General features: G+C 53.7%; 19 protein-coding genes. 12 read left to right on the forward strand and 7 right to left on the reverse strand.

Annotation, left to right across the window (positions count from 1 at the left end):
- Window positions 1-7: 7 nt before the first annotated feature.
- The 6 genes from HV107_RS24355 to pspA form a co-directional block, all read right to left on the reverse strand.
- Window positions 8-1,054, reverse strand: a complete 1,047-nt coding sequence (locus HV107_RS24355) for a YcjF family protein (RefSeq protein WP_182061287.1) — start codon at window positions 1,052-1,054, stop codon at window positions 8-10.
- A complete protein-coding gene (locus HV107_RS24360; RefSeq protein WP_182061288.1) occupies window positions 1,051-2,448 on the reverse strand; it encodes a YcjX family protein in 1,398 nt (465 codons plus the stop codon). Before HV107_RS24360 ends, HV107_RS24355 begins: the two co-directional genes overlap by 4 nt.
- Before the next feature lie 115 nt (window positions 2,449-2,563).
- Window positions 2,564-2,782: a phage shock protein PspD gene (gene pspD / locus HV107_RS24365; RefSeq protein WP_014070474.1), complete on the reverse strand. Its 219-nt coding sequence runs from the start codon at window positions 2,780-2,782 to the stop codon at window positions 2,564-2,566.
- 12 nt (window positions 2,783-2,794) lie between these two features.
- Entirely contained in the window at window positions 2,795-3,154 is a 360-nt protein-coding gene (gene pspC / locus HV107_RS24370; protein ID WP_166715505.1) for an envelope stress response membrane protein PspC, read from the reverse strand.
- Complete coding sequence (pspB, locus tag HV107_RS24375; RefSeq protein WP_014070476.1) at window positions 3,154-3,378, reverse strand: envelope stress response membrane protein PspB; 225 nt, start codon at window positions 3,376-3,378, stop codon at window positions 3,154-3,156. The genes pspC and pspB overlap by 1 nt, the downstream gene beginning before the upstream one ends.
- 54 nt (window positions 3,379-3,432) lie before the next feature.
- Window positions 3,433-4,101 carry a phage shock protein PspA gene (gene pspA / locus HV107_RS24380; protein ID WP_182061289.1) on the reverse strand — a complete coding sequence of 223 codons (669 nt, stop codon included), beginning with the start codon at window positions 4,099-4,101 and terminating at the stop codon, window positions 3,433-3,435.
- Window positions 4,102-4,267: 166 nt separating this feature from the next.
- Between pspA and pspF the strand changes: the two genes are divergently transcribed.
- The 10 genes from pspF (at window position 4,268) to pdeR (ending at window position 17,026) form a co-directional block, all read left to right on the forward strand.
- A complete protein-coding gene (gene pspF, locus HV107_RS24385) occupies window positions 4,268-5,245 on the forward strand; it encodes a phage shock protein operon transcriptional activator (RefSeq protein WP_182061290.1) in 978 nt (325 codons plus the stop codon).
- A gap of 88 nt (window positions 5,246-5,333) precedes the next feature.
- A complete protein-coding gene (sapA, locus tag HV107_RS24390; RefSeq protein ID WP_182061291.1) occupies window positions 5,334-6,974 on the forward strand; it encodes an ABC transporter substrate-binding protein SapA in 1,641 nt (546 codons plus the stop codon).
- Complete coding sequence (sapB, locus tag HV107_RS24395) at window positions 6,971-7,936, forward strand: putrescine export ABC transporter permease SapB (RefSeq protein WP_182061292.1); 966 nt, start codon at window positions 6,971-6,973, stop codon at window positions 7,934-7,936. The genes sapA and sapB overlap by 4 nt, the downstream gene beginning before the upstream one ends.
- Window positions 7,923-8,813 carry a putrescine export ABC transporter permease SapC gene (gene sapC / locus HV107_RS24400; protein WP_182061293.1) on the forward strand — a complete coding sequence of 297 codons (891 nt, stop codon included), beginning with the start codon at window positions 7,923-7,925 and terminating at the stop codon, window positions 8,811-8,813. The genes sapB and sapC overlap by 14 nt, the downstream gene beginning before the upstream one ends.
- Complete coding sequence (sapD, locus tag HV107_RS24405; RefSeq protein ID WP_182061294.1) at window positions 8,813-9,805, forward strand: putrescine export ABC transporter ATP-binding protein SapD; 993 nt, start codon at window positions 8,813-8,815, stop codon at window positions 9,803-9,805. The genes sapC and sapD overlap by 1 nt, the downstream gene beginning before the upstream one ends.
- 1 nt (window position 9,806) lies before the next feature.
- Window positions 9,807-10,613, forward strand: a complete 807-nt coding sequence (gene sapF / locus HV107_RS24410; RefSeq protein WP_182061295.1) for a putrescine export ABC transporter ATP-binding protein SapF — start codon at window positions 9,807-9,809, stop codon at window positions 10,611-10,613.
- 124 nt (window positions 10,614-10,737) lie between these two features.
- A complete protein-coding gene (fabI, locus tag HV107_RS24415; protein ID WP_014070484.1) occupies window positions 10,738-11,526 on the forward strand; it encodes an enoyl-ACP reductase FabI in 789 nt (262 codons plus the stop codon).
- A gap of 155 nt (window positions 11,527-11,681) precedes the next feature.
- Window positions 11,682-12,686 carry a CMD domain-containing protein gene (locus HV107_RS24420; RefSeq protein ID WP_182061296.1) on the forward strand — a complete coding sequence of 335 codons (1,005 nt, stop codon included), beginning with the start codon at window positions 11,682-11,684 and terminating at the stop codon, window positions 12,684-12,686.
- Between the two features lie 88 nt (window positions 12,687-12,774).
- Window positions 12,775-14,709 carry an exoribonuclease II gene (locus HV107_RS24425; protein WP_182061297.1) on the forward strand — a complete coding sequence of 645 codons (1,935 nt, stop codon included), beginning with the start codon at window positions 12,775-12,777 and terminating at the stop codon, window positions 14,707-14,709.
- Window positions 14,710-15,034: 325 nt separating this feature from the next.
- Window positions 15,035-17,026 carry a cyclic di-GMP phosphodiesterase gene (gene pdeR, locus HV107_RS24430; RefSeq protein WP_182061298.1) on the forward strand — a complete coding sequence of 664 codons (1,992 nt, stop codon included), beginning with the start codon at window positions 15,035-15,037 and terminating at the stop codon, window positions 17,024-17,026.
- On the opposite strand, the gene HV107_RS24435 is transcribed toward pdeR, so the two are convergent.
- The gene (locus tag HV107_RS24435; protein ID WP_182061299.1) at window positions 17,023-17,892 is read right to left on the reverse strand and encodes a crotonase/enoyl-CoA hydratase family protein; all 870 of its coding nucleotides are present in this window, start codon (window positions 17,890-17,892) and stop codon (window positions 17,023-17,025) included. The genes pdeR and HV107_RS24435 overlap by 4 nt on opposite strands.
- Window positions 17,893-18,085: 193 nt before the next feature.
- Between HV107_RS24435 and HV107_RS24440 the strand changes: the two genes are divergently transcribed.
- Both HV107_RS24440 and HV107_RS24445 read left to right on the forward strand, forming a co-directional pair.
- Window positions 18,086-18,268: a hypothetical protein gene (locus tag HV107_RS24440; RefSeq protein WP_014070489.1), complete on the forward strand. Its 183-nt coding sequence runs from the start codon at window positions 18,086-18,088 to the stop codon at window positions 18,266-18,268.
- Window positions 18,269-18,312: 44 nt separating this feature from the next.
- Window positions 18,313-19,065, forward strand: a complete 753-nt coding sequence (locus tag HV107_RS24445) for a DNA-binding transcriptional regulator YciT (protein ID WP_182061300.1) — start codon at window positions 18,313-18,315, stop codon at window positions 19,063-19,065.
- Window positions 19,066-19,154: the final 89 nt, after the last annotated feature.

The following is a 19,154-nucleotide window of genomic DNA, read 5'->3' on the forward strand; positions in this document are numbered from 1 at the left end:
GAGCCAATTACGCTTTTTTGCTCAGCGTATCTTTAAGCTGGCCAATTAACTCGCGGCGGAAATCACCCAACCGGGGTTTGTCGCCGTCTATCCACGGCAGCGGACGGCAAATTTCCATCGCTTTGATCCCCAGACGTGCCGTCAGTAAACCGGCCCCCAGACCCTGCGCGGCTCGTGCCGACAAGCGCGCGGCCAGATCCTGAGACATCCAGTCCATACCGACTTCCCGCACCAGTTCGCTGGCACCGGCAAAGGCAATATTCAGCAAGACCAGGCGGAATAAACGCAGGCGGCTGTAATACCCTAGCTCAATGCCATACAGCGTGGCGATACGGTTAATCAGGCGCAAATTGCGCCACGCAATAAACGCCATGTCCACCAGCGCCAGCGGGCTGACGGCAATCATCAGTGTGGATTCCGCGGCCGACCGGCTGATTTCCCGACGGGCCTGCGCATCCAGTACCGGTTGCACCATATGGGAATAGAGTGCGACCACTTCCCGATCGTTTTGGGTTTCATGGATAGCGGCGTACCAGCGCTGGAGCGCCGGATGTGACTGATCGATACCCGCCTGGCTTGCCAGTTTTTCACAAAATGCACGCCCTTTACCGGTGGCGTGGCTGTGCAGCAGATCCCGTGCCTCATCGCGCTCATGTGCGCGCTGGCGTAAGCGCCACAGACGACGCCACTCTGTGACCAGCGAGCCGACGCCCGCACCGATGATCAGCGCTCCCGCAGCGCAGCCGCCCATCGCCACCCAGTCCTGGGTTTGCCAGGCATTTACAGCCCACTGGACACCCTGCCCAAGCACGCTGACACCAAACAGTGCCAGCCCGGCGGTCACCATTTTGCGCCACAGGCTACGTTTAGGGCGCAGCGCGGATTCAACGACTGCTTCTGCTTGCCCTTCATCAGCAAGCGGCTCTTCCGACAGCACAGGCGCAAAATTATCGGCCTGAGTCCCGCTGAATGTTTGCGCGGTCCTGAATGCGTCGAGCGGCTCTTTCTCAAGCTGGCCCGTAAAATCAATGCGCGGTTTTAACGGTTCCGTCATCGCAATTTATCTCCAATCAAAAATTCCAGCGCCGCATCAAGACGAATATGCGGTAATGGCTGGTCAACGTTCATTGCCTGCGGGCGAAACGCTTCAAACTGGAATCCCTGGTTTTGCCAGAACGCCTGCCCGGGCAGACGCGCAGGCACTTCGCCGGGATAGACCGTCAGCGGCTCGCCATCGCTTAAGCGGTTGCCGCGCAGCGCCGGGATCTTCTCGCCATTCACGTCAATTAATCCACTCTGGGTCGCCTGAACCGACGCAAGCCCCAGGCAGTCCATGCTAATTCCTTCAAACGCTGCGTTTTGCCACGCATCCTGTACCAGTTGCTGCAACAACGAGACCATATTGGCGTGCTGGTCGACAGTGACATGATCGGCCTTGGTGGCGGCAAACAGCAGCTTGTCGATAACCGGTGAAAACAGCCGACGAAACAGCGTGCGTTGTCCGTAATGGAAACTTTGCATCAGCTGCGTCAGCGCCAGGCGCATATCATTAAATGCTTGCGGCCCGCTGTTGAGCGGCTGAAGACAATCCACCAGCACAATCTGGCGGTCGAAACGTAAAAAGTGATTTTTATAAAAACCTTTCACCACTTTTTCGCAGTAGTAGCTGTAACGTTCGCGCAGCATCCCGGCATTGGTGTGTTTATCGGCCTGCGCCAGTTTCGACTCCCCGCTTGCGTCGACATCCGGCCATGGGAAAAACTGCAACGCCGGCGCACCCGCCAGATCGCCCGGCAGGACAAAACGCCCTGGCTGAATAAAATGCAGCCCTTCCTGCTTACATTGGTGCAGATAGTCGGTCCAGGCTTCAGCAATTACCGCCAGGCGGTTTTCATCCGCAGGCGCCAGTGGATCGAGCCCTTCGCAAAGCTGCCGCCATTTTGCCGACCATTCCGCGCGGTGACCCTGTAACAAACCGGTCATTTGCCGTGACCAGCTCAGATAATCCTGGGCCAGCATGGGTAAATCCAGCAGCCACTCGCCCGGATAATCCACAATTTCGAGATACAGAGTGGAGGTATCCTTAAAGTGGCGCATCAGGGAATCATTCGAACGAAAACGCAGCGCGAGACGAATTTCACTGACCCCGCGCGTGGGCGTCGGCCAGGCGGGAGGGTCGCCGTACAGCTGCGCCAGCCCCTCGTCGTAGGTAAAACGCGGGATGCCAAAATCTCGCTGCGGAACACGCTTCACGCCAAGCAACCGCTCTTCCCGTACCGCACTGAGCAGCGGTAGCCGTGCACCCGCGTGCAGGTTAAGCAGTTGGTTTACCATCGCCGTGATAAAAGCCGTCTTGCCGCTGCGGCTGAGTCCTGTCACAGCAAGTCGCAAATGGCGATCGACGCCACGGTTCACCAGTGAGTTGAGTTCGTTTTTAAGTCGCTTCATCGCCGTCCTTTTTGCCTGAAGGCGTTTATATTCTTAAAAATATGACATGGGGACAAAATGAAAGGAATAAAACCTTAGAGCAAAACGACACGCCAGTCAGCGTGCCGTCTGGAGATTATTTCAGTTTTCCTGAGAGCCGCCCGGCTAATTTTCTCAGCAACGGCTCCAGCGCCACGGCCAGTAACATTTTGACCGGCCTGCGGGCCACGGATTTCACCGCCCAGCCAGCCACACCTGCCGGGCCGTAACGTAAGGCAGTAAACAAAACCAGCTTCCCTGCTAACTTCAGGCCGGGTTTCACCTTTTGCCCCGCCTGTTGCCAGGAGTGATTCATTCGTATTCTCTCTTAAAGCTGACGAAAACGGCTTCGCAACGTAAAGGTATCAGACGTGACATAGCGCTCCATCTCGCGCAAGCGCGTCTCACCGGCGGCCAACTGGGCATCCACCGCATTGAGCAAATCGTTGGTGGTTGGCGCATTTTCGCTCGCCAGTTCACCTTCCGGCATCGGGTCGAGCACAAACGATAAAATGATGTACGCCACCAGCGTAATAAACGCCAGGCCAAAGAAAATCGACAGTACCGTTACCACACGCACCAGTTTCACTGGTACATCGAGATAATGAGCCAGCCCGGCACATACACCGCGAACCATGCCCTGCTGGGGGATTCGCCACAATTTTTTATTCAGGTTCAGCCCGGACATTAACGATCCCTCCAGTTTGGATGTTCCGCATCGAGGATCGCTTCCAGCGCCTGAATGCGTTCGCCCATTTTGTTTGCGTCTGCCGAAAGCTGCACCAGACGCTGTTGTTCACTCTGGGAAAGCTCACCACGAGAAGAACGGTTGCTGTAGTGCAGCCATAACCAAATCGGCAGAACGAACAGCACGAAAATAGTCAGGGGAATGGCCAGAAAAAGCGCGCTCATAGGTACTCCTTTTTTTATGATGCGTGGCGGCACACTCATGTGCCGCACAATTTATTATTGGTTGTCTTGCTTCATTTTGGCTTTAAGCGCCGCCAGTTGCTCGCTGATTTCGTCATCCGCTTTCAAATCTGCAAACTGCTGGTCCAGCGTCTTTTGTTTGCCAATGCCGTGGCTCTCGGCTTCCGCTTCCATCTGATCGATACGACGTTCGAAGGATTCAAAACGAGCCATTGCTTCATCCAGCTTGCCGCTGTCCAGCTGACGGCGCACATCGCGTGATGAACTGGCCGCCTGATGGCGTAACGTCAGCGCCTGCTGGCGGGCTCGGGTTTCGCTGAGCTTGTTTTCAAGCTCGCCAATCTCTTTCTTCATACGCGTAAGCGTGTCGTCGACAAGCGTAGCTTCATGCTCAAGCGCTGTGATGAGATCCGCAAGTTTCTGCTTTTCAATCAGCGCGGCGCGAGCCAGGTCTTCTTTATCTTTACGCAGTGCCAGCTCGGCTTTTTCCTGCCATTCATTGAGCTGCGCGGTAGCCTGTTCAATACGACGTGTCAGCTGTTTTTTCTCAGCCAGCGCGCGTGCAGACGTTGAGCGGACTTCCACCAGCGTGTCTTCCATTTCCTGAATCATCAGGCGCACCAGCTTCTGCGGATCTTCTGCTTTCTCCAGCAGAGTGTTGATGTTGGCGTTCACGATATCGGCAAAACGAGAAAAAATACCCATAATTCGATCCTCATAGTTCTGTTATCGGGCAATGCCCTGCTGAACAGATAATACAAATCCCATGCCAACTTTTTATCTTGTTGATTTAACTGATTCTGTTTGATTTTAAACCAACAACACTCTACTCTCACCTGGTGAATATCGCTAACGAGTGGTGAATTTAACTATGGCCGAATTTAAAGATAACCTCCTTGGTGAAGCAAACAGCTTTCTTGAGGTCCTGGAGCAGGTATCGCGCCTGGCACCACTCAATAAACCGGTGCTCATCATTGGGGAGCGCGGAACGGGTAAAGAGCTTATCGCCAACCGATTACATTTTTTATCCGGACGCTGGGATGGCCCTTTTATCTCCCTGAACTGCGCAGCGCTGAATGAAAACCTGCTGGATTCAGAGCTGTTCGGCCACGAAGCCGGGGCATTTACCGGCGCACAAAAGCGCCACCCCGGCCGTTTTGAGCGTGCGGATGGTGGCACACTGTTTCTGGATGAGCTGGCAACCGCGCCAATGCTGGTACAGGAAAAACTGCTGCGCGTTATTGAATATGGTGAGCTGGAGCGTGTTGGCGGGAGCCAGCCATTACAGGTCAACGTGCGTCTGGTCTGTGCCACCAATGCTGACCTGCCGCAGATGGTTGCGCAGGACAAATTCCGCGCCGACCTGCTGGACAGGCTGGCGTTTGATGTTGTGCAATTGCCGCCACTGCGTGAGCGCCAAAGCGACATCATGTTGTTGGCTGAACAATTCGCCATACAGATGTGTCGTGAACTTGGGTTGCCACTGTTCCCCGGTTTTAGCGATTACGCCCGGGAAACGCTGCTGGGATACCACTGGCCGGGGAATATCCGTGAGCTGAAAAACGTGGTGGAACGGTCTGTTTATCGCCATGGAAGCAGTGAAATGGAGCTGGATAACATTATTCTCGATCCTTTCCAGCGCGCGGAACCGGCACACATAACGCCTGCCATCAGCAACAATTCACCGACGCTGCCGCTGGATCTGCGTCAGTTCCAGCATCATCAGGAACAACAGTTGCTGGAACAGAGCCTGAAACAGGCAAAATATAACCAGAAACGAGCGGCTGAACTGCTGGGTCTGACCTACCATCAATTAAGGGCATTGCTCAAAAAGCATCAAATGCGCTGACAATATCAGCACTTACCCGCAGACATTTTTACGAAGCAGGCGTAAGTGCGATACACTTTGCAGATCGAACCTAAAAACCTTAAAAATTATGCGTCTGGTTTTATCGTCCCTGTTTGCGCTCGGCCTGTTCAGCAATACGGTCTTTGCTGCGCCTGAGCGTGCTACGCTCCCTGATATTCGCGATAGCGGCTTTGTCTATTGTGTCAGCGGGCAAGTTGACACCTTTAACCCTCAAAAAGCGGGCAGCGGCCTGATTGTCGACACCCTTGCCGCACAGCTTTACGACCGCCTGCTGGATGTCGACCCTTATACTTACCGCCTGGTGCCGGAACTGGCCGAAAGCTGGGAAGTGCTTGATAACGGCGCGACCTACCGCTTCCATCTGCGCGACGATGTCTCTTTCCAGCGCACGCCCTGGTTTACGCCAACACGCAAACTGAACGCGGATGATGTGGTCTTTACCTTCCAGCGCATCTTTAACCGCAATCATCCGTGGCATAACGTTAATGGCGGGAGCTTCCCCTATTTCGACAGTTTGCAGTTTGCCGATACCGTCAAAAGCGTACGTAAGCTCGACAACAGAACGGTTGAATTTAGCCTGGCGCGCCCGGATGCCTCTTTCTTATGGCACCTGGCAACCCACTATGCCTCAGTGATGTCGGCAGAATACGCGGCGAAACTCACCAGTCAGGATCGTCAGGAGCTGCTCGACAGGCAGCCCGTCGGTACAGGGCCATTCCAGATGGCGGAGTATCGTTCGGGTCAGTACATTCGCCTGCAACGCCACGAACACTTCTGGCGCGGCACACCGCTGATGCCTCAGGTGGTGGTGGACCTCGGCTCCGGCGGTACGGGCCGACTCTCTAAACTGCTTACCGGCGAATGCGACGTGCTCGCCTGGCCTGCCGCCAGCCAGTTAACCATTCTGCGTGACGACCCGCGTTTGCGTTTAACACTGCGTCCGGGCATGAATATCGCCTATCTGGCCTTTAATACGGATAAACCACCGCTCAATAACCCGGCCGTGCGTCATGCGCTGGCCTTAGCGATTAACAACCAGCGCCTGATGCAGTCGATTTACTACGGTACAGCAGAGACTGCGGCTTCTATTTTACCGCGAGCTTCCTGGGCCTATGACGGTGAAGCTAAAATTACGGAATACAATCCGGCAAAATCGCGTGAGCAGCTAAAAGCTCTGGGGGTAGAAAACCTGACGCTCCAGCTCTGGGTGCCAACCAGTTCACAGGCATGGAACCCAAGCCCGCTGAAAACCGCTGAACTGCTCCAGGCCGATATGGCTCAGGTGGGCGTCAAAGTAGTGATCGTGCCGGTCGAGGGGCGTTTCCAGGAGGCGCGACTGATGGACATGAACCATGATTTAACGCTGGCAGGCTGGGCGACCGACAGTAATGACCCGGACAGCTTCTTCCGCCCGCTCCTGAGCTGTGCGGCGATCAACTCGCAAACCAACTATGCCCACTGGTGTAACCGCGAATTTGATGCCGTGCTGCAAAAAGCCCTCGCGTCACAACAACTGGCCTCCCGTATCGACGCCTACGATGAAGCGCAAAACATTCTGGCGAATGAACTTCCCGTGTTGCCGCTCGCCTCGTCCCTGCGCCTTCAGGCTTATCGCTATGACATCAAAGGGCTGGTGCTGAGTCCGTTTGGTAACGCCTCCTTCGCGGGCGTCTCGCGTGAAAAAGAACAAGAGGTGAAAAAACCGTGATTATTTTTACCTTGCGTCGCCTGTTACTGTTGCTGGTAACCCTCTTCTTCCTGACCTTTGTGGGCTTCAGCCTGAGTTATTTCACGCCGCACGCGCCGCTTCAGGGTTCCTCACTGTGGGATGCCTGGTCGTTCTGGTTTAACGGCGTGCTGCACTGGGACTTTGGTGTATCCAGCATCAACGGGCAGTTGATCTCCGAACAGCTGAAAGAGGTTTTCCCGGCCACCATGGAGCTGTGTATTCTGGCCTTCGGATTTGCCCTGCTGGTCGGTATTCCGGTGGGGATGCTGGCGGGGATTTATCGCAATAAATGGCAGGACAAATTTATCAGCGCCCTCGCCCTGCTTGGCTTCTCGATCCCTATTTTCTGGCTGGCGCTGCTGCTGACCCTGTTCTTTTCGCTGACTCTGGGCTGGCTGCCGGTGTCGGGTCGTTTCGACCTGCTCTATACGGTAAAAACGGTGACCGGGTTCGCGATTATTGACGCCTGGCTTTCAGATTCGGTCTGGCGCCATGAAATGATCATCAGTGCTCTGCGCCATATGGTGCTGCCGGTGTTGACGCTGGCCGTTGCACCCACAACCGAAGTGATCCGCCTTATGCGTATCAGCACTATCGACGTGTTTGATCAAAACTACGTTAAAGCGGCGGCCACTCGCGGGCTGTCTCGTCTGACGATCCTGCGCCGTCACGTACTGCATAACGCCCTGCCGCCGGTCATCCCGCGTCTTGGGCTGCAATTTTCGACCATGCTGACCCTGGCGATGATCACTGAGATGGTCTTTAGCTGGCCAGGACTTGGCCGCTGGCTGATTAACGCCATTCGTCAGCAAGACTATGCGGCTATTTCCGCAGGCGTCATGGTGATTGGCTCGCTGGTCATCATCGTTAACGTTATTTCCGATATTTTGGGTGCAATGGCTAACCCACTGAAGCATAAGGAATGGTATGCCTTACGATAACGTATACAGCGAAAAGCGCACACCCGGTGTGCTGCGTACCGTGTGGCGTAAATTCTATGGTGACACCACAGCTATGATTGGCCTGTATGGCTGTGGCGCACTGGTGTTGTTGTGCATTTTTGGTTCGTGGTTTGCGCCTTATGGAATCGACCAGCAGTTTCTCGGTTATCAGCTTTTACCGCCTTCCTGGTCGCGTTATGGTGAAGTGTCCTTCTTTTTAGGCACTGACGATCTGGGCCGCGATGTATTAAGCCGCCTGCTGAGCGGCGCAGCACCAACGGTGGGTGGTGCGTTTGTGGTTACGCTGGCTGCAACCATTTGCGGCCTGGCGCTGGGGATTTTTGCCGGTTCAACCCACGGCTTGCGCTCCGCCGTGATGAATCACATTCTGGATACGCTGCTCTCTATTCCTTCCCTGCTGCTGGCCATTATCGTCGTGGCCTTTGCTGGCCCGCATCTGACTCATGCCATGTTCGCCGTCTGGCTGGCTATCCTTCCGCGTCTGGTACGTTCGGTCTATAGCATGGTGCATGACGAGCTGGAAAAAGAGTATGTGGTAGCCGCGCGTCTGGATGGTGCAACCACATTCAATATCTTGTGGTTTGCCGTGCTGCCAAATATTGCGTCCGGGCTGGTCACGGAGATCACCCGCGCCCTGTCGATGGCAATTCTCGATATCGCCGCGCTGGGCTTCCTCGATCTTGGCGCTCAGCTTCCGTCACCCGAATGGGGAGCAATGCTGGGCGACGCGCTGGAACTTATCTACGTCGCCCCCTGGACCGTGATGTTACCCGGGGCCGCGATTATGGTCAGTGTGTTACTGGTCAACCTGCTTGGGGATGGTATTCGCCGGGCAATTAATGCGGGAGTGCAATAATGCCGTTACTCGATATCCGCAACCTGACGATTGAATTCAAGACCGGTGAAGGTTGGGTAAAAGCCGTTGACCGCATCAGCATCACGCTTGCGGAAGGTGAAATCCGGGGGCTGGTGGGTGAATCCGGTTCCGGTAAAAGCCTGATTGCGAAGGCCATCTGTGGTGTTGCGAAAGACAACTGGCGCGTTACCGCTGACCGTATGCGTTTTGATGATATTGACCTGCTACGTCTTTCTCCGCGTGAACGCCGCAAGCTGGTGGGACATAACGTGTCGATGATTTTTCAGGAGCCACAATCCTGTCTTGATCCCTCCGAGCGTGTGGGTAAACAGCTGATGCAAAATATCCCCGGCTGGACGTACAAGGGCCGCTGGTGGCAACGCGTTGGCTGGCGCAAGCGCCGTGCCATCGAACTGCTGCACAGGGTCGGCATCAAAGATCACAAAGATGCGATGCGCAGTTTCCCTTACGAACTGACCGACGGCGAATGCCAGAAAGTGATGATTGCCATCGCCCTGGCGAACCAGCCGCGTCTGCTGATTGCCGATGAACCCACAAACGCGATGGAACCCACCACCCAGGCACAGATTTTCCGCCTGCTGACGCGTCTTAATCAGAACAACAACACCACCATTTTGCTGATCAGCCATGACCTGCAAATGCTGAGCAAATGGGCCGATAAGATTGATGTGATGTACTGTGGTCAGACGGTAGAAACGGCCATCAGCGAAGAGCTGGTGAACACCCCGCATCATCCTTATACCCAGGCACTGATCCGCGCTATTCCTGATTTTGGCAGCGCCATGCCGCACAAAAGCCGACTGAATACCCTGCCTGGGGCAATTCCGTTGCTGGAATCACTGCCCATCGGCTGTCGTCTTGGCCCGCGCTGCCCTTATGCCCAGCGTAAATGTATTGAGACGCCACGGTTATCAGGGGCCAAAAACCATCTTTATGCCTGTCATTTCCCGTTGAACATGGAGAGAGAGTGAAATGGTCGAAACTTTGCTGGAAGTTCGCAACCTGAGTAAGACCTTTCGCTACCGGACAGGGTTATTTCATCGCCAGACCGTCGAAGCGGTTAAACCCCTGAGCTTTACGCTGCGCGAAAAACAGACGCTGGCCATTATCGGCGAGAACGGCTCCGGAAAATCCACGCTCGCGAAAATGCTCGCCGGAATGGTTGAGCCCACTGCAGGGGAAGTGCTGATTGACGATCATCCGCTGGAATTTGGTGATTACTCGTTTCGCAGCCAGCGCATCCGTATGATTTTTCAGGATCCGTCCACATCCCTCAACCCGCGCCAGCGCATTTCGCAAATTCTGGACTTCCCGCTGAGATTAAACACGGAACTGGAGCCGGAAGAGCGCCGCAAGCGGATTATCGAAACCCTGCGCATGGTCGGCCTGCTGCCTGACCACGAGAGTTATTATCCGCATATGCTTGCTCCGGGGCAGAAGCAGCGTCTGGGTCTGGCGCGCGCGTTAATTTTACGCCCGAAAGTGATTATCGCCGACGAAGCGCTGGCTTCGCTGGATATGTCGATGCGTTCGCAGTTAATTAACCTGATGCTGGAATTGCAGGAAAAACAGGGTATCTCTTATATCTATGTAACCCAGCATCTTGGCATGATGAAGCACATTAGCGATCAGGTGCTTGTGATGCATCAGGGCGAAGTGGTTGAACGCGGAAGTACTGCAGATGTGATGGCCTCCCCGCTTCATGAGCTGACGAAAAGACTGATTGCCGGGCATTTTGGTGAAGCCTTAACCGCCGATGCATGGCGAAAAGACCGTTAACCGCGCGTCAAAAGAGTGGTCGGATTAACTAAGCACGCGACACGTGATATTATCGCCGCGTTTTAACGACGATTGTCCCAAGAAGATGACGATCGCCACAACAATGAATATAAGGATTAAAGCTATGGGTTTTCTTTCCGGTAAGCGCATTCTGGTGACCGGCGTTGCCAGCAAACTGTCCATCGCATACGGCATCGCACAGGCTATGCATCGCGAAGGCGCTGAGCTGGCGTTCACCTACCAGAACGACAAGCTGAAAGGCCGTGTTGAAGAGTTTGCCGCGCAGCTGGGTTCCAGCATTGTTCTGGAATGTGACGTTGCACAAGATGAAAGCATCGATGGCATGTTCGCTGAACTGGCAAAAACGTGGGAAAAATTCGACGGTTTCGTTCACTCCATCGGCTTCGCGCCTGGCGACCAGCTGGACGGTGACTACGTGAACGCGGTAACCCGTGAAGGCTTCAAAATCGCTCACGACATCAGCTCTTACAGCTTCGTGGCGATGGCTAAATCTTGCCGCACCATGCTGAACCCGGGCGCTGCACTGCTGACCCTGTCCTATCTGGGCGCAGAGCGTGCAATCCCTAACTACAACGTTATGGGTCTGGCTAAAGCATCCCTGGAAGCAAACGTGCGCTACATGGCGAACGCGATGGGTCCAGAAGGTGTGCGTGTTAACGGTATCTCTGCTGGCCCAATCCGCACCCTGGCGGCGTCTGGCATCAAAGACTTCCGTAAAATGCTGGCACACTGCGAAGCGGTAACCCCGATTCGCCGTACCGTTACCATTGAAGATGTGGGTAACTCCGCAGCATTCCTGTGCTCTGACCTTTCCGCGGGTATCTCCGGCGAAGTGGTTCACGTTGATGGCGGCTTCAACATCGCTGCAATGAACGAGCTGGAAATCAAATAAGTTGTCACTCTCTTCCCGCCCGGGAAGAGAGTTTTTCCTCTCCTGCAAGACCTTTCGTTATTCCGTTCTGCTATTTATTATCACCTAACAATATTTTTCCCCTCATCCGCCTTACGCCAGGATATTGATCGCCATTTTGAGATCAAGGAACGCCCATGGAACAACGCCGTTTTTCTGGCAAAGGCCACTGGTATCATGAAACCCAGTCAAATCATTCGCAGACGGATGTTCTGCCTCTGGTACCCGAAGCCGCTTACGTTGACGATCGTTTTTTGCTCGATTTAGCCCTTCCCGAAGAGATTGTCACCGGATGCGAAAGCTGGCTTGCCCCTGCCAGAGCGCTCTGTCACCAGTTGTTTCCGCTCAACGTCGCCGTAAGCCGTCTGCGGACACTCAGCGCGTACGACAGGCTGAGCACTGCATTGACCGTTGCTCAGGCGTGCGGCGTTCAACGGCTCTGTAACCACTACGCTGCCCTGCTCGCCCCGCTTCCCGGCCCGGATTCCTCACGAGAAAGCAATCGCCGCCTTGCCCAAATTACCCAATATGCCCGCCAGCTTGCCAGCTCTCCTGACGTTATCGACGATAAAGCGCAGCAACAACTCGATGAAGTCGGTCTGACAACCTACGACATTGTGCTGATCAACCAGATAATCGGCTTTACTGGATTCCAGGCACGCGTGGTGGCGGCGTTTCAGGCCTTACTGGGGCATCCTGTGCGCTGGCTGCCGGGGCATCATATCCAGCCTCATGCGCTAATCAGTGGCACGAACAGGCTTCCGGGCGAATGGGAGTGCAACCTGCCCGTTGTCGAATTGCGCTATGCCAGTGCCCAGCAGCTTGAACTGCTCGCCCGCTGGCAGGCGCAACCTGAACTTCAGGCGCTGACGCCCGTTCTGTGTCATGAGCCGGCCCTGCTTGCCCTGACCGGGGAGATCCTGACCGGCGGTATTCATTCGTCTGTCGATGATGCATCCTCTGCGGCACTGGCTAGTGCAACTGTGCTGCTAAACTGCTCCCCAGACCGGTTCAGCGCCGCACAGTTTACCCCTCTGACCCAAAGTGGCCTGAGCGAAGTTCAGGCAATTAATCTTCTTACCTGGAGTGCATTTAACGGCTGGCTTGACCGTCTTGGCATCGCCTTCGGTAAAGGGGAATAACCATACTAATTACCTAAAGAGCGCTTGCTGTAGCAGTGAGAATCGCGTAAAACTGTCAGCCGCTCAATGGCTACGAAAATAGAACATTATGTTTCAGGACAACCCGCTGCTAGCGCAGCTAAAACAGCAACTGCATTCCCAGACGCCGCGTGCAGAAGGGGTCGTAAAAGCCACGGAAAAGGGCTTTGGCTTCCTTGAAGTCGATGCGCAGAAAAGCTACTTCATTCCGCCTCCGCAGATGAAAAAAGTGATGCACGGCGATCGCGTCACTGCCGTCATTCACACCGAGAAAGAACGTGAGTCCGCCGAGCCGGAAGAACTGATCGAACCTTTCCTGACCCGTTTCGTGGGTAAGGTACATAAAAAAGACGACCGTCTGTCTATCGTTCCGGATCATCCCCTGCTGAAAGATGCCATTCCGTGCCGCGCTGCGCGTGGTGTTGAGCATGATTTTAAAGAAGGTGACTGGGCCGTTGCTGAAATGCGCCGTCATCCTCTGAAAGGCGATCGCGGTTTCTATGCGGAACTGACCCAGTTCATTACCTTTGGCGACGATCATTTCGTCCCATGGTGGGTGACGCTGGCACGCCATAATCTTGAAAAAGAAGCGCCAGATGGCGTAGCAACCGAAATGCAGGACGAAGGTCTGGCACGTCGTGACCTGACTGCTCTGGATTTTGTCACTATCGACAGTGCCAGCACTGAAGATATGGATGATGCCCTGTTTGCTGAAGAGTCAGCTGACGGCAAAATGCATCTGACCGTAGCGATTGCCGATCCAACGGCATGGATCGTTGAAGGCAGTAAGCTGGACGATGCTGCGAAAATTCGCGCATTCACCAACTACCTGCCGGGCTTCAACATCCCGATGCTGCCACGCGAACTGTCCGACGATCTCTGCTCGCTGCGTGCAAACGAAATCCGTCCTGTTCTCGCCTGCCGCATGATCATTGCTGCTGACGGGACCATTGAAGACGATATCGAATTCTTTGCCGCCACCATCGAGTCTAAAGCCAAACTGGCCTATGACGACGTTTCTGACTGGCTGGAAAATTCCGGCAGCTGGAAACCAGAAAGCGAGGCTATTGCCGCGCAGATCCGTCTGCTGCATCGCATCTGCCTGAGCCGTAGCGAATGGCGTACCACTCACGCGCTGGTATTTAAAGACCGTCCTGATTACCGCTTTGTTCTCGGTGAAAAAGGCGAAGTGCTGAATATCGTCGCAGAGCCGCGTCGCATCGCGAATCGCATTGTTGAAGAAGCCATGATTTCCGCCAATATTTGTGCCGCGCGCGTGCTGCGCGACAAATTAGGTTTTGGCATTTACAACGTGCATACCGGTTTTGATCCGGCAAACACCGAAGCGCTGGCTGCCCTGCTGAAAAACCATGATGTTCACGTTGATCCAGAAGAAGTGCTGACGCTGAACGGCTTCTGCAAACTGCGCCGCGAGCTGGATGCACAACCATCCGGTTTCCTGGACAGCCGCATTCGTCGCTTCCAGTCCTTCGCTGAAATCAGCACTGAGCCAGGGCCGCACTTTGGTCTGGGCCTTGAAGCCTACGCAACCTGGACTTCTCCAATCCGTAAGTATGGCGATATGGTTAACCATCGCCTGCTGAAAGCGATTATCAAAGGCGAGTCCATTGCGCGTCCGCAGGACGATACCACGGTACAGATGGCGGAACGTCGCCGCCTGAACCGCATGGCTGAGCGCGATGTCGGTGACTGGCTGTATGCGCGTTTCCTGAACGACAAAGCAGGTACTGACACCCGTTTCCCGGCAGAGATCATCGATATCAGCCGTGGTGGGATGCGTGTACGTCTGGTTGATAATGGCGCGGTTGCCTTTATCCCTGCGCCATTCCTGCACGCTGTTCGTGATGAACTGGTTTGTAGCCAGGAAAACGGTACCGTGCAAATCAAAGGCGAAACGGTTTATAAAGTCACAGACGTGATTGACGTAACCATCGCTGAAGTTCGCATGGAAACCCGTAGCATTATCGCGCGCCCTGCTGCCTGATAACTTATTAAAATGTCGGTCATTTCCTTTTTGGAAAGGCCGACATATCTTCAACCCGTCTTATTTCGCCAAATCATCATTTTTTCTTATTATTTTCCTCTTCTGCCCGCCAAAACTTGCCAGAATTATCTACATTAAAAGAGAGCCGTCATATCCGGTTACGTGAATTTTTATACCGCACGTATCCTTTTTGACGCGACTCGTTTTAATATAATAAAACTGGGAAAAAACAATAAGTTCACTTCGGTTTTGCCGCTGTCTCACTACGGAAAAGTCGACTGCAATTGAATAATGTTTGCGCTAATGAGCAGCCGCAGGAGAAAACATGATGGATGATCTGGAGCAGAATTTGCTGTTTCGTTACATGGGTACGCACAGCCCCTGGTGGCGACTGACAGCCGATAGCAATGCTCTGCATCTGGCCACCAGCGAAAGTGCCGATGTTATTCAGGTCGTTGCGCTGAGTGATGAGCAGGCCGATCTCATTCGTCAACTTACCGTTATTACCTCCAGCATTACGATGACGTTGCCACTGTATGGTGTTGATGTCCCTGTTCATTTGGTCGGCCGTAAAATCAATAAAAAAGAGTGGGCTGGCACAGCATCGGCCTGGAACGATACCCCTTCTGTTGCCCGCGACCTGCTCCAGGGACTCTCATTTGCAGAGCAGGTTGTCTCCGAAGCCAACTCCGTGATTGTCATCCTCGATCAAAACGGGAACATTCAGCGTTTCAACCGTCTTAGCGAAGAGTATACCGGTCTGAAAGAACAGGAAGTAATCGGCCAGAACGTCTTTAAGCTGTTCATGAGCCGCAGTGAAGCGGCCGCGTCCAAACGCAACATTACCGGTTTTTTTCGTAACGGCAGTTCCTATGAAGTCGAGCGCTGGATCAAAACGCGCAAGGGACAAAGATTGTTTCTGTTCCGAAACAAATTTGTTCACAGCGGCAGCGGTAAGAATGAAATTTACCTTATCTGTTCAGGAACCGATATCACCGAGGAACGCCGCGCCCAAGAGCGCCTGCGCGTGCTGGCGAATACCGATACCATCACTGGGTTGCCTAACCGGAATGCTATCCACGAACTGATATCCGACGCCATAGAGGCGCGCGGAGAAACCCAGGTCGGCGTGGTGTATCTCGACCTGGATAACTTCAAAAAGGTAAATGATGCCTACGGGCATATGTTCGGCGATCAGTTATTACAGGCGGTTGCCCTGGCGATCCTGAGTTGTCTGGATGATGGGCAAATCCTCGCCCGTCTCGGTGGCGATGAGTTTATCGTGCTGGCAACGGACACTTCGCAAGGTACGCTGGAGGCGATGGCCTCGCGGATCCTCACCCGCTTACGCCAGCCATTCCGCATCGGACTGATTGAGATTTATACCGGCTGCTCGCTCGGTATCGCCCTTGCGCCTCAGCACGGCATCGATCGCGAAAGCGTCATTCGTAACGCAGATACAGCAATGTATACCGCCAAAGAGAGCGGCCGCGGTAAGTTCTGCGTCTTCTCGCCAGAGATGAACCAGCGCGTTTTCGAGTACCTTTGGCTTGATACCAACCTGCGTAAAGCGCTGGATAACGATCAGTTGCTAATTCACTATCAGCCAAAAATGACCTGGCGTGGCGAAATCAGAAGCCTGGAAGCGCTGGTACGCTGGCAGTCACCGGAGCGCGGCCTTATCCCGCCGCTGGAGTTTATCTCCTATGCCGAAGAGTCGGGGCTGATTGTGCCGCTTGGCCGCTGGGTTATGCTCGATGTGGTACGCCAGGTTGCCAAATGGCGCGATAAGGGCATTAATCTGCGCGTCGCAGTTAACGTCTCGGCGCGTCAGCTTGCCGATCAGACCATTTTCAGCGATTTAAAACAGGCGCTGAAGGATTTAAACTTTGAATACTGCCCTATCGATGTGGAATTAACCGAAAGCTGCCTGATTGAAAACGAAGAACTGGCGCTTTCGGTTATCCAGCAGTTCAGCCAACTCGGGGCGCAAATCCACCTGGATGACTTTGGTACGGGGTACTCGTCACTTTCGCAGTTAGCGCGTTTCCCAATCGATGCGATTAAGCTCGATCAGTCATTCGTTCGGGATATTCATAAGCAGTCGATTTCACAATCGCTGGTGCGTGCGATCGTTGCGGTGGCACAGGCGCTGAATTTACAAGTTATTGCCGAAGGTGTAGAGAGCGCAAAAGAAGACGCCTTTCTGACTAAGAACGGCGTCAATGAACGGCAGGGATACCTGTTTGCTAAGCCTATGCCCGCTGCCGCATTCGAGCGATGGCTAAAGCGTTATCAGGCGCGAAAAATGCGTTAACTGGCTTTGCGTAAACCCGCAGCGTGGTGGCGGTCCTGCAGCATAACCAGACGCTCCATATAGGCAATATCTTTGGGTTCGAGGCAAAACGCAGCGTCGACCCAATCTTCAGTAATGTCCATCAACTCGCTACGCGGAAGTTGCAGCACGCGTGTACGGGCGCGCAGCATTGCCCTTACCCCGTTCATCTTCGGCTGTAATGTGTCGATAAACGTACGTACCGCCATATAGCTTTGTCCTGGCTCGAAAAGGACATCCACTAACCCGTGCTGTTCGTACCACTCCGCAGTATGAGACTCCCCTTTGTAGATAAGTTCCTCCGCCAGTTTCATACCTGAACGACGGGCAACCAGCGAATACCCCCCCATACCCGGGAACAAGTTGAAGGCAATTTCAGGAAATCCTAAACGTGCATCGCGCTGGCCAAGAACAAAATGGTGCGCCAGGGCCGCCTCAAATCCACCACCTAAGGCGCTGCCTTCAACCATCGCCAGTGTAATAGCGCCAGTATCAAAACCGCGTGATGCGGCGTGTACGCAATCGACACAAGCTCGGGCATAGGCACGTAATGCCTCGCGACGCCCGTTCTGTATGCAATCGACAAAGAACTTCAAATCGCCCCCCGTGTTGTACATATCAGGAACAAGCGAGCCGGTGACCCAGAAGTCGACAACAAAACCAGACTGCCGCACCAGCCAGGACAAGTTCATGATCTCCTCAATCAACGCGTGGTTGAAGCAAGGTCGTGGCTGGGACTTCAACATCATCCAGACGGTGTGGCGTTCCTCCTCATAATACGCAGCGAGTTGGGTAAAACGTTCAGCATCAGTGAACAGTGTGCAAGTAGCTTGATTGATAACTGTCATAGTCTAATTCCTCATATAAAAAAGCGCCTTGCGCGCAGAATTAGCCTAATCCACACATTCAACTCACTGCATGAGGAGGGATAAATTTATCACTTTCATTTATGTAATTTCCTTATTGCATTTTTTCCCTTCTCTTTTGATCCTATTTTCTGCATCATTGAAAATATTAACTTTTCGCTCCAGGGGTGAAATTATGTCCAACATTGATGCACTGACCGTGGCACAACGTATTGATACCGTGCTGGATATCCTGGTTGCGGGCGATTATCACTCTGCTATCCGTAATCTTGAGATCTTAAAATCCGAATTGCTGGCTCAGAATGGCGCCGACACCGCACCAGAAAGCGCGCAACCTAAAGCCCCGTGGGAAGTGTAACCACCACGTTTCCGACCTCGTTCAGTTTTTTTTAAATGGATGCTATGAATTCCCGACAACAACTCATTTTACAGATGGTCATCGATCAGGGACGCGTGAGCGTGGTCGACCTCGCTAAAACCACCGGCGTATCTGAAGTCACAATCCGTCAGGATCTTAATCTGCTGGAAAAACAGAGTTACCTGCGTCGTGCGCACGGGTATGCCGTTCCTCTTGATAGCGAAGACGTCGAAACGCGCATGATGAACAACTATGCGCTGAAGCGTGAACTCGCGGAGTTTGCCGCTTCTCTGGTGAATAATGGTGAGACGGTGTTTATCGAGAACGGCAGCAGCAATGCGCTACTGGCGCGTACGCTTGCCGAACAGAAAGACATCACAATCATCACCGTCAGTAGTTATATCGCTCATCTGCTTAAAGAAACCCGCTGCGAAGTGATTCTGCTCGGGGGTATTTATCAGAAAAAAAGCGAGAGTATGGTTGGGCCTCTAACCCGGCAATATGTTCAGCAAGTGCACTTCAGTAAAGCCTTTATCGGGATCGACGGCTGGCAGGCAGAGACAGGTTTTACCGGCCGGGACATGATGCGTTCAGATGTGGTTAACGCGGTACTTGAAAAAGAGTGTGAAGCCATTGTTCTCACCGACAGTTCAAAATTTGGCGCGGTTCACCCTTATATGATGGGGCCGATTTCCCGTTTCAGTCGCGTAATTACCGATGATAGGTTAAGTAACGAACATCGCCAGCAACTCGAACATACTGGCCTGACGGTCGATATTGTCAAAAACCCCGCATAATATCTTTTCTGCGCCCGGCTCCCGGGCGCCGTCAATTTCATCTCTGAGAGAATTCCTGGACTCCCTTTAAGACTTTTTACCTGTTTAAC

Origin of the sequence: Enterobacter sp. RHBSTW-00175 (assembly GCF_013927005.1) — a bacterium.
GTDB lineage: Bacteria > Pseudomonadota > Gammaproteobacteria > Enterobacterales > Enterobacteriaceae > Enterobacter.

Coding starts and splice junctions, on each gene's coding strand:
- HV107_RS24355 (WP_182061287.1), bottom strand. CDS start 1,054: ATGACGGAACCGTTAAAACCGCGCATTGATTTTACGGGCCAGCTTGAG.
- HV107_RS24360 (WP_182061288.1), bottom strand. CDS start 2,448: ATGAAGCGACTTAAAAACGAACTCAACTCACTGGTGAACCGTGGCGTC.
- pspD (WP_014070474.1), bottom strand. CDS start 2,782: ATGAATCACTCCTGGCAACAGGCGGGGCAAAAGGTGAAACCCGGCCTG.
- pspC (WP_166715505.1), bottom strand. CDS start 3,154: ATGTCCGGGCTGAACCTGAATAAAAAATTGTGGCGAATCCCCCAGCAG.
- pspB (WP_014070476.1), bottom strand. CDS start 3,378: ATGAGCGCGCTTTTTCTGGCCATTCCCCTGACTATTTTCGTGCTGTTC.
- pspA (WP_182061289.1), bottom strand. CDS start 4,101: ATGGGTATTTTTTCTCGTTTTGCCGATATCGTGAACGCCAACATCAAC.
- pspF (WP_182061290.1), top strand. CDS start 4,268: ATGGCCGAATTTAAAGATAACCTCCTTGGTGAAGCAAACAGCTTTCTT.
- sapA (WP_182061291.1), top strand. CDS start 5,334: ATGCGTCTGGTTTTATCGTCCCTGTTTGCGCTCGGCCTGTTCAGCAAT.
- sapC (WP_182061293.1), top strand. CDS start 7,923: ATGCCTTACGATAACGTATACAGCGAAAAGCGCACACCCGGTGTGCTG.
- sapD (WP_182061294.1), top strand. CDS start 8,813: ATGCCGTTACTCGATATCCGCAACCTGACGATTGAATTCAAGACCGGT.
- sapF (WP_182061295.1), top strand. CDS start 9,807: ATGGTCGAAACTTTGCTGGAAGTTCGCAACCTGAGTAAGACCTTTCGC.
- fabI (WP_014070484.1), top strand. CDS start 10,738: ATGGGTTTTCTTTCCGGTAAGCGCATTCTGGTGACCGGCGTTGCCAGC.
- HV107_RS24420 (WP_182061296.1), top strand. CDS start 11,682: ATGGAACAACGCCGTTTTTCTGGCAAAGGCCACTGGTATCATGAAACC.
- HV107_RS24425 (WP_182061297.1), top strand. CDS start 12,775: ATGTTTCAGGACAACCCGCTGCTAGCGCAGCTAAAACAGCAACTGCAT.
- pdeR (WP_182061298.1), top strand. CDS start 15,035: ATGATGGATGATCTGGAGCAGAATTTGCTGTTTCGTTACATGGGTACG.
- HV107_RS24435 (WP_182061299.1), bottom strand. CDS start 17,892: ATGACAGTTATCAATCAAGCTACTTGCACACTGTTCACTGATGCTGAA.
- HV107_RS24440 (WP_014070489.1), top strand. CDS start 18,086: ATGTCCAACATTGATGCACTGACCGTGGCACAACGTATTGATACCGTG.
- HV107_RS24445 (WP_182061300.1), top strand. CDS start 18,313: ATGAATTCCCGACAACAACTCATTTTACAGATGGTCATCGATCAGGGA.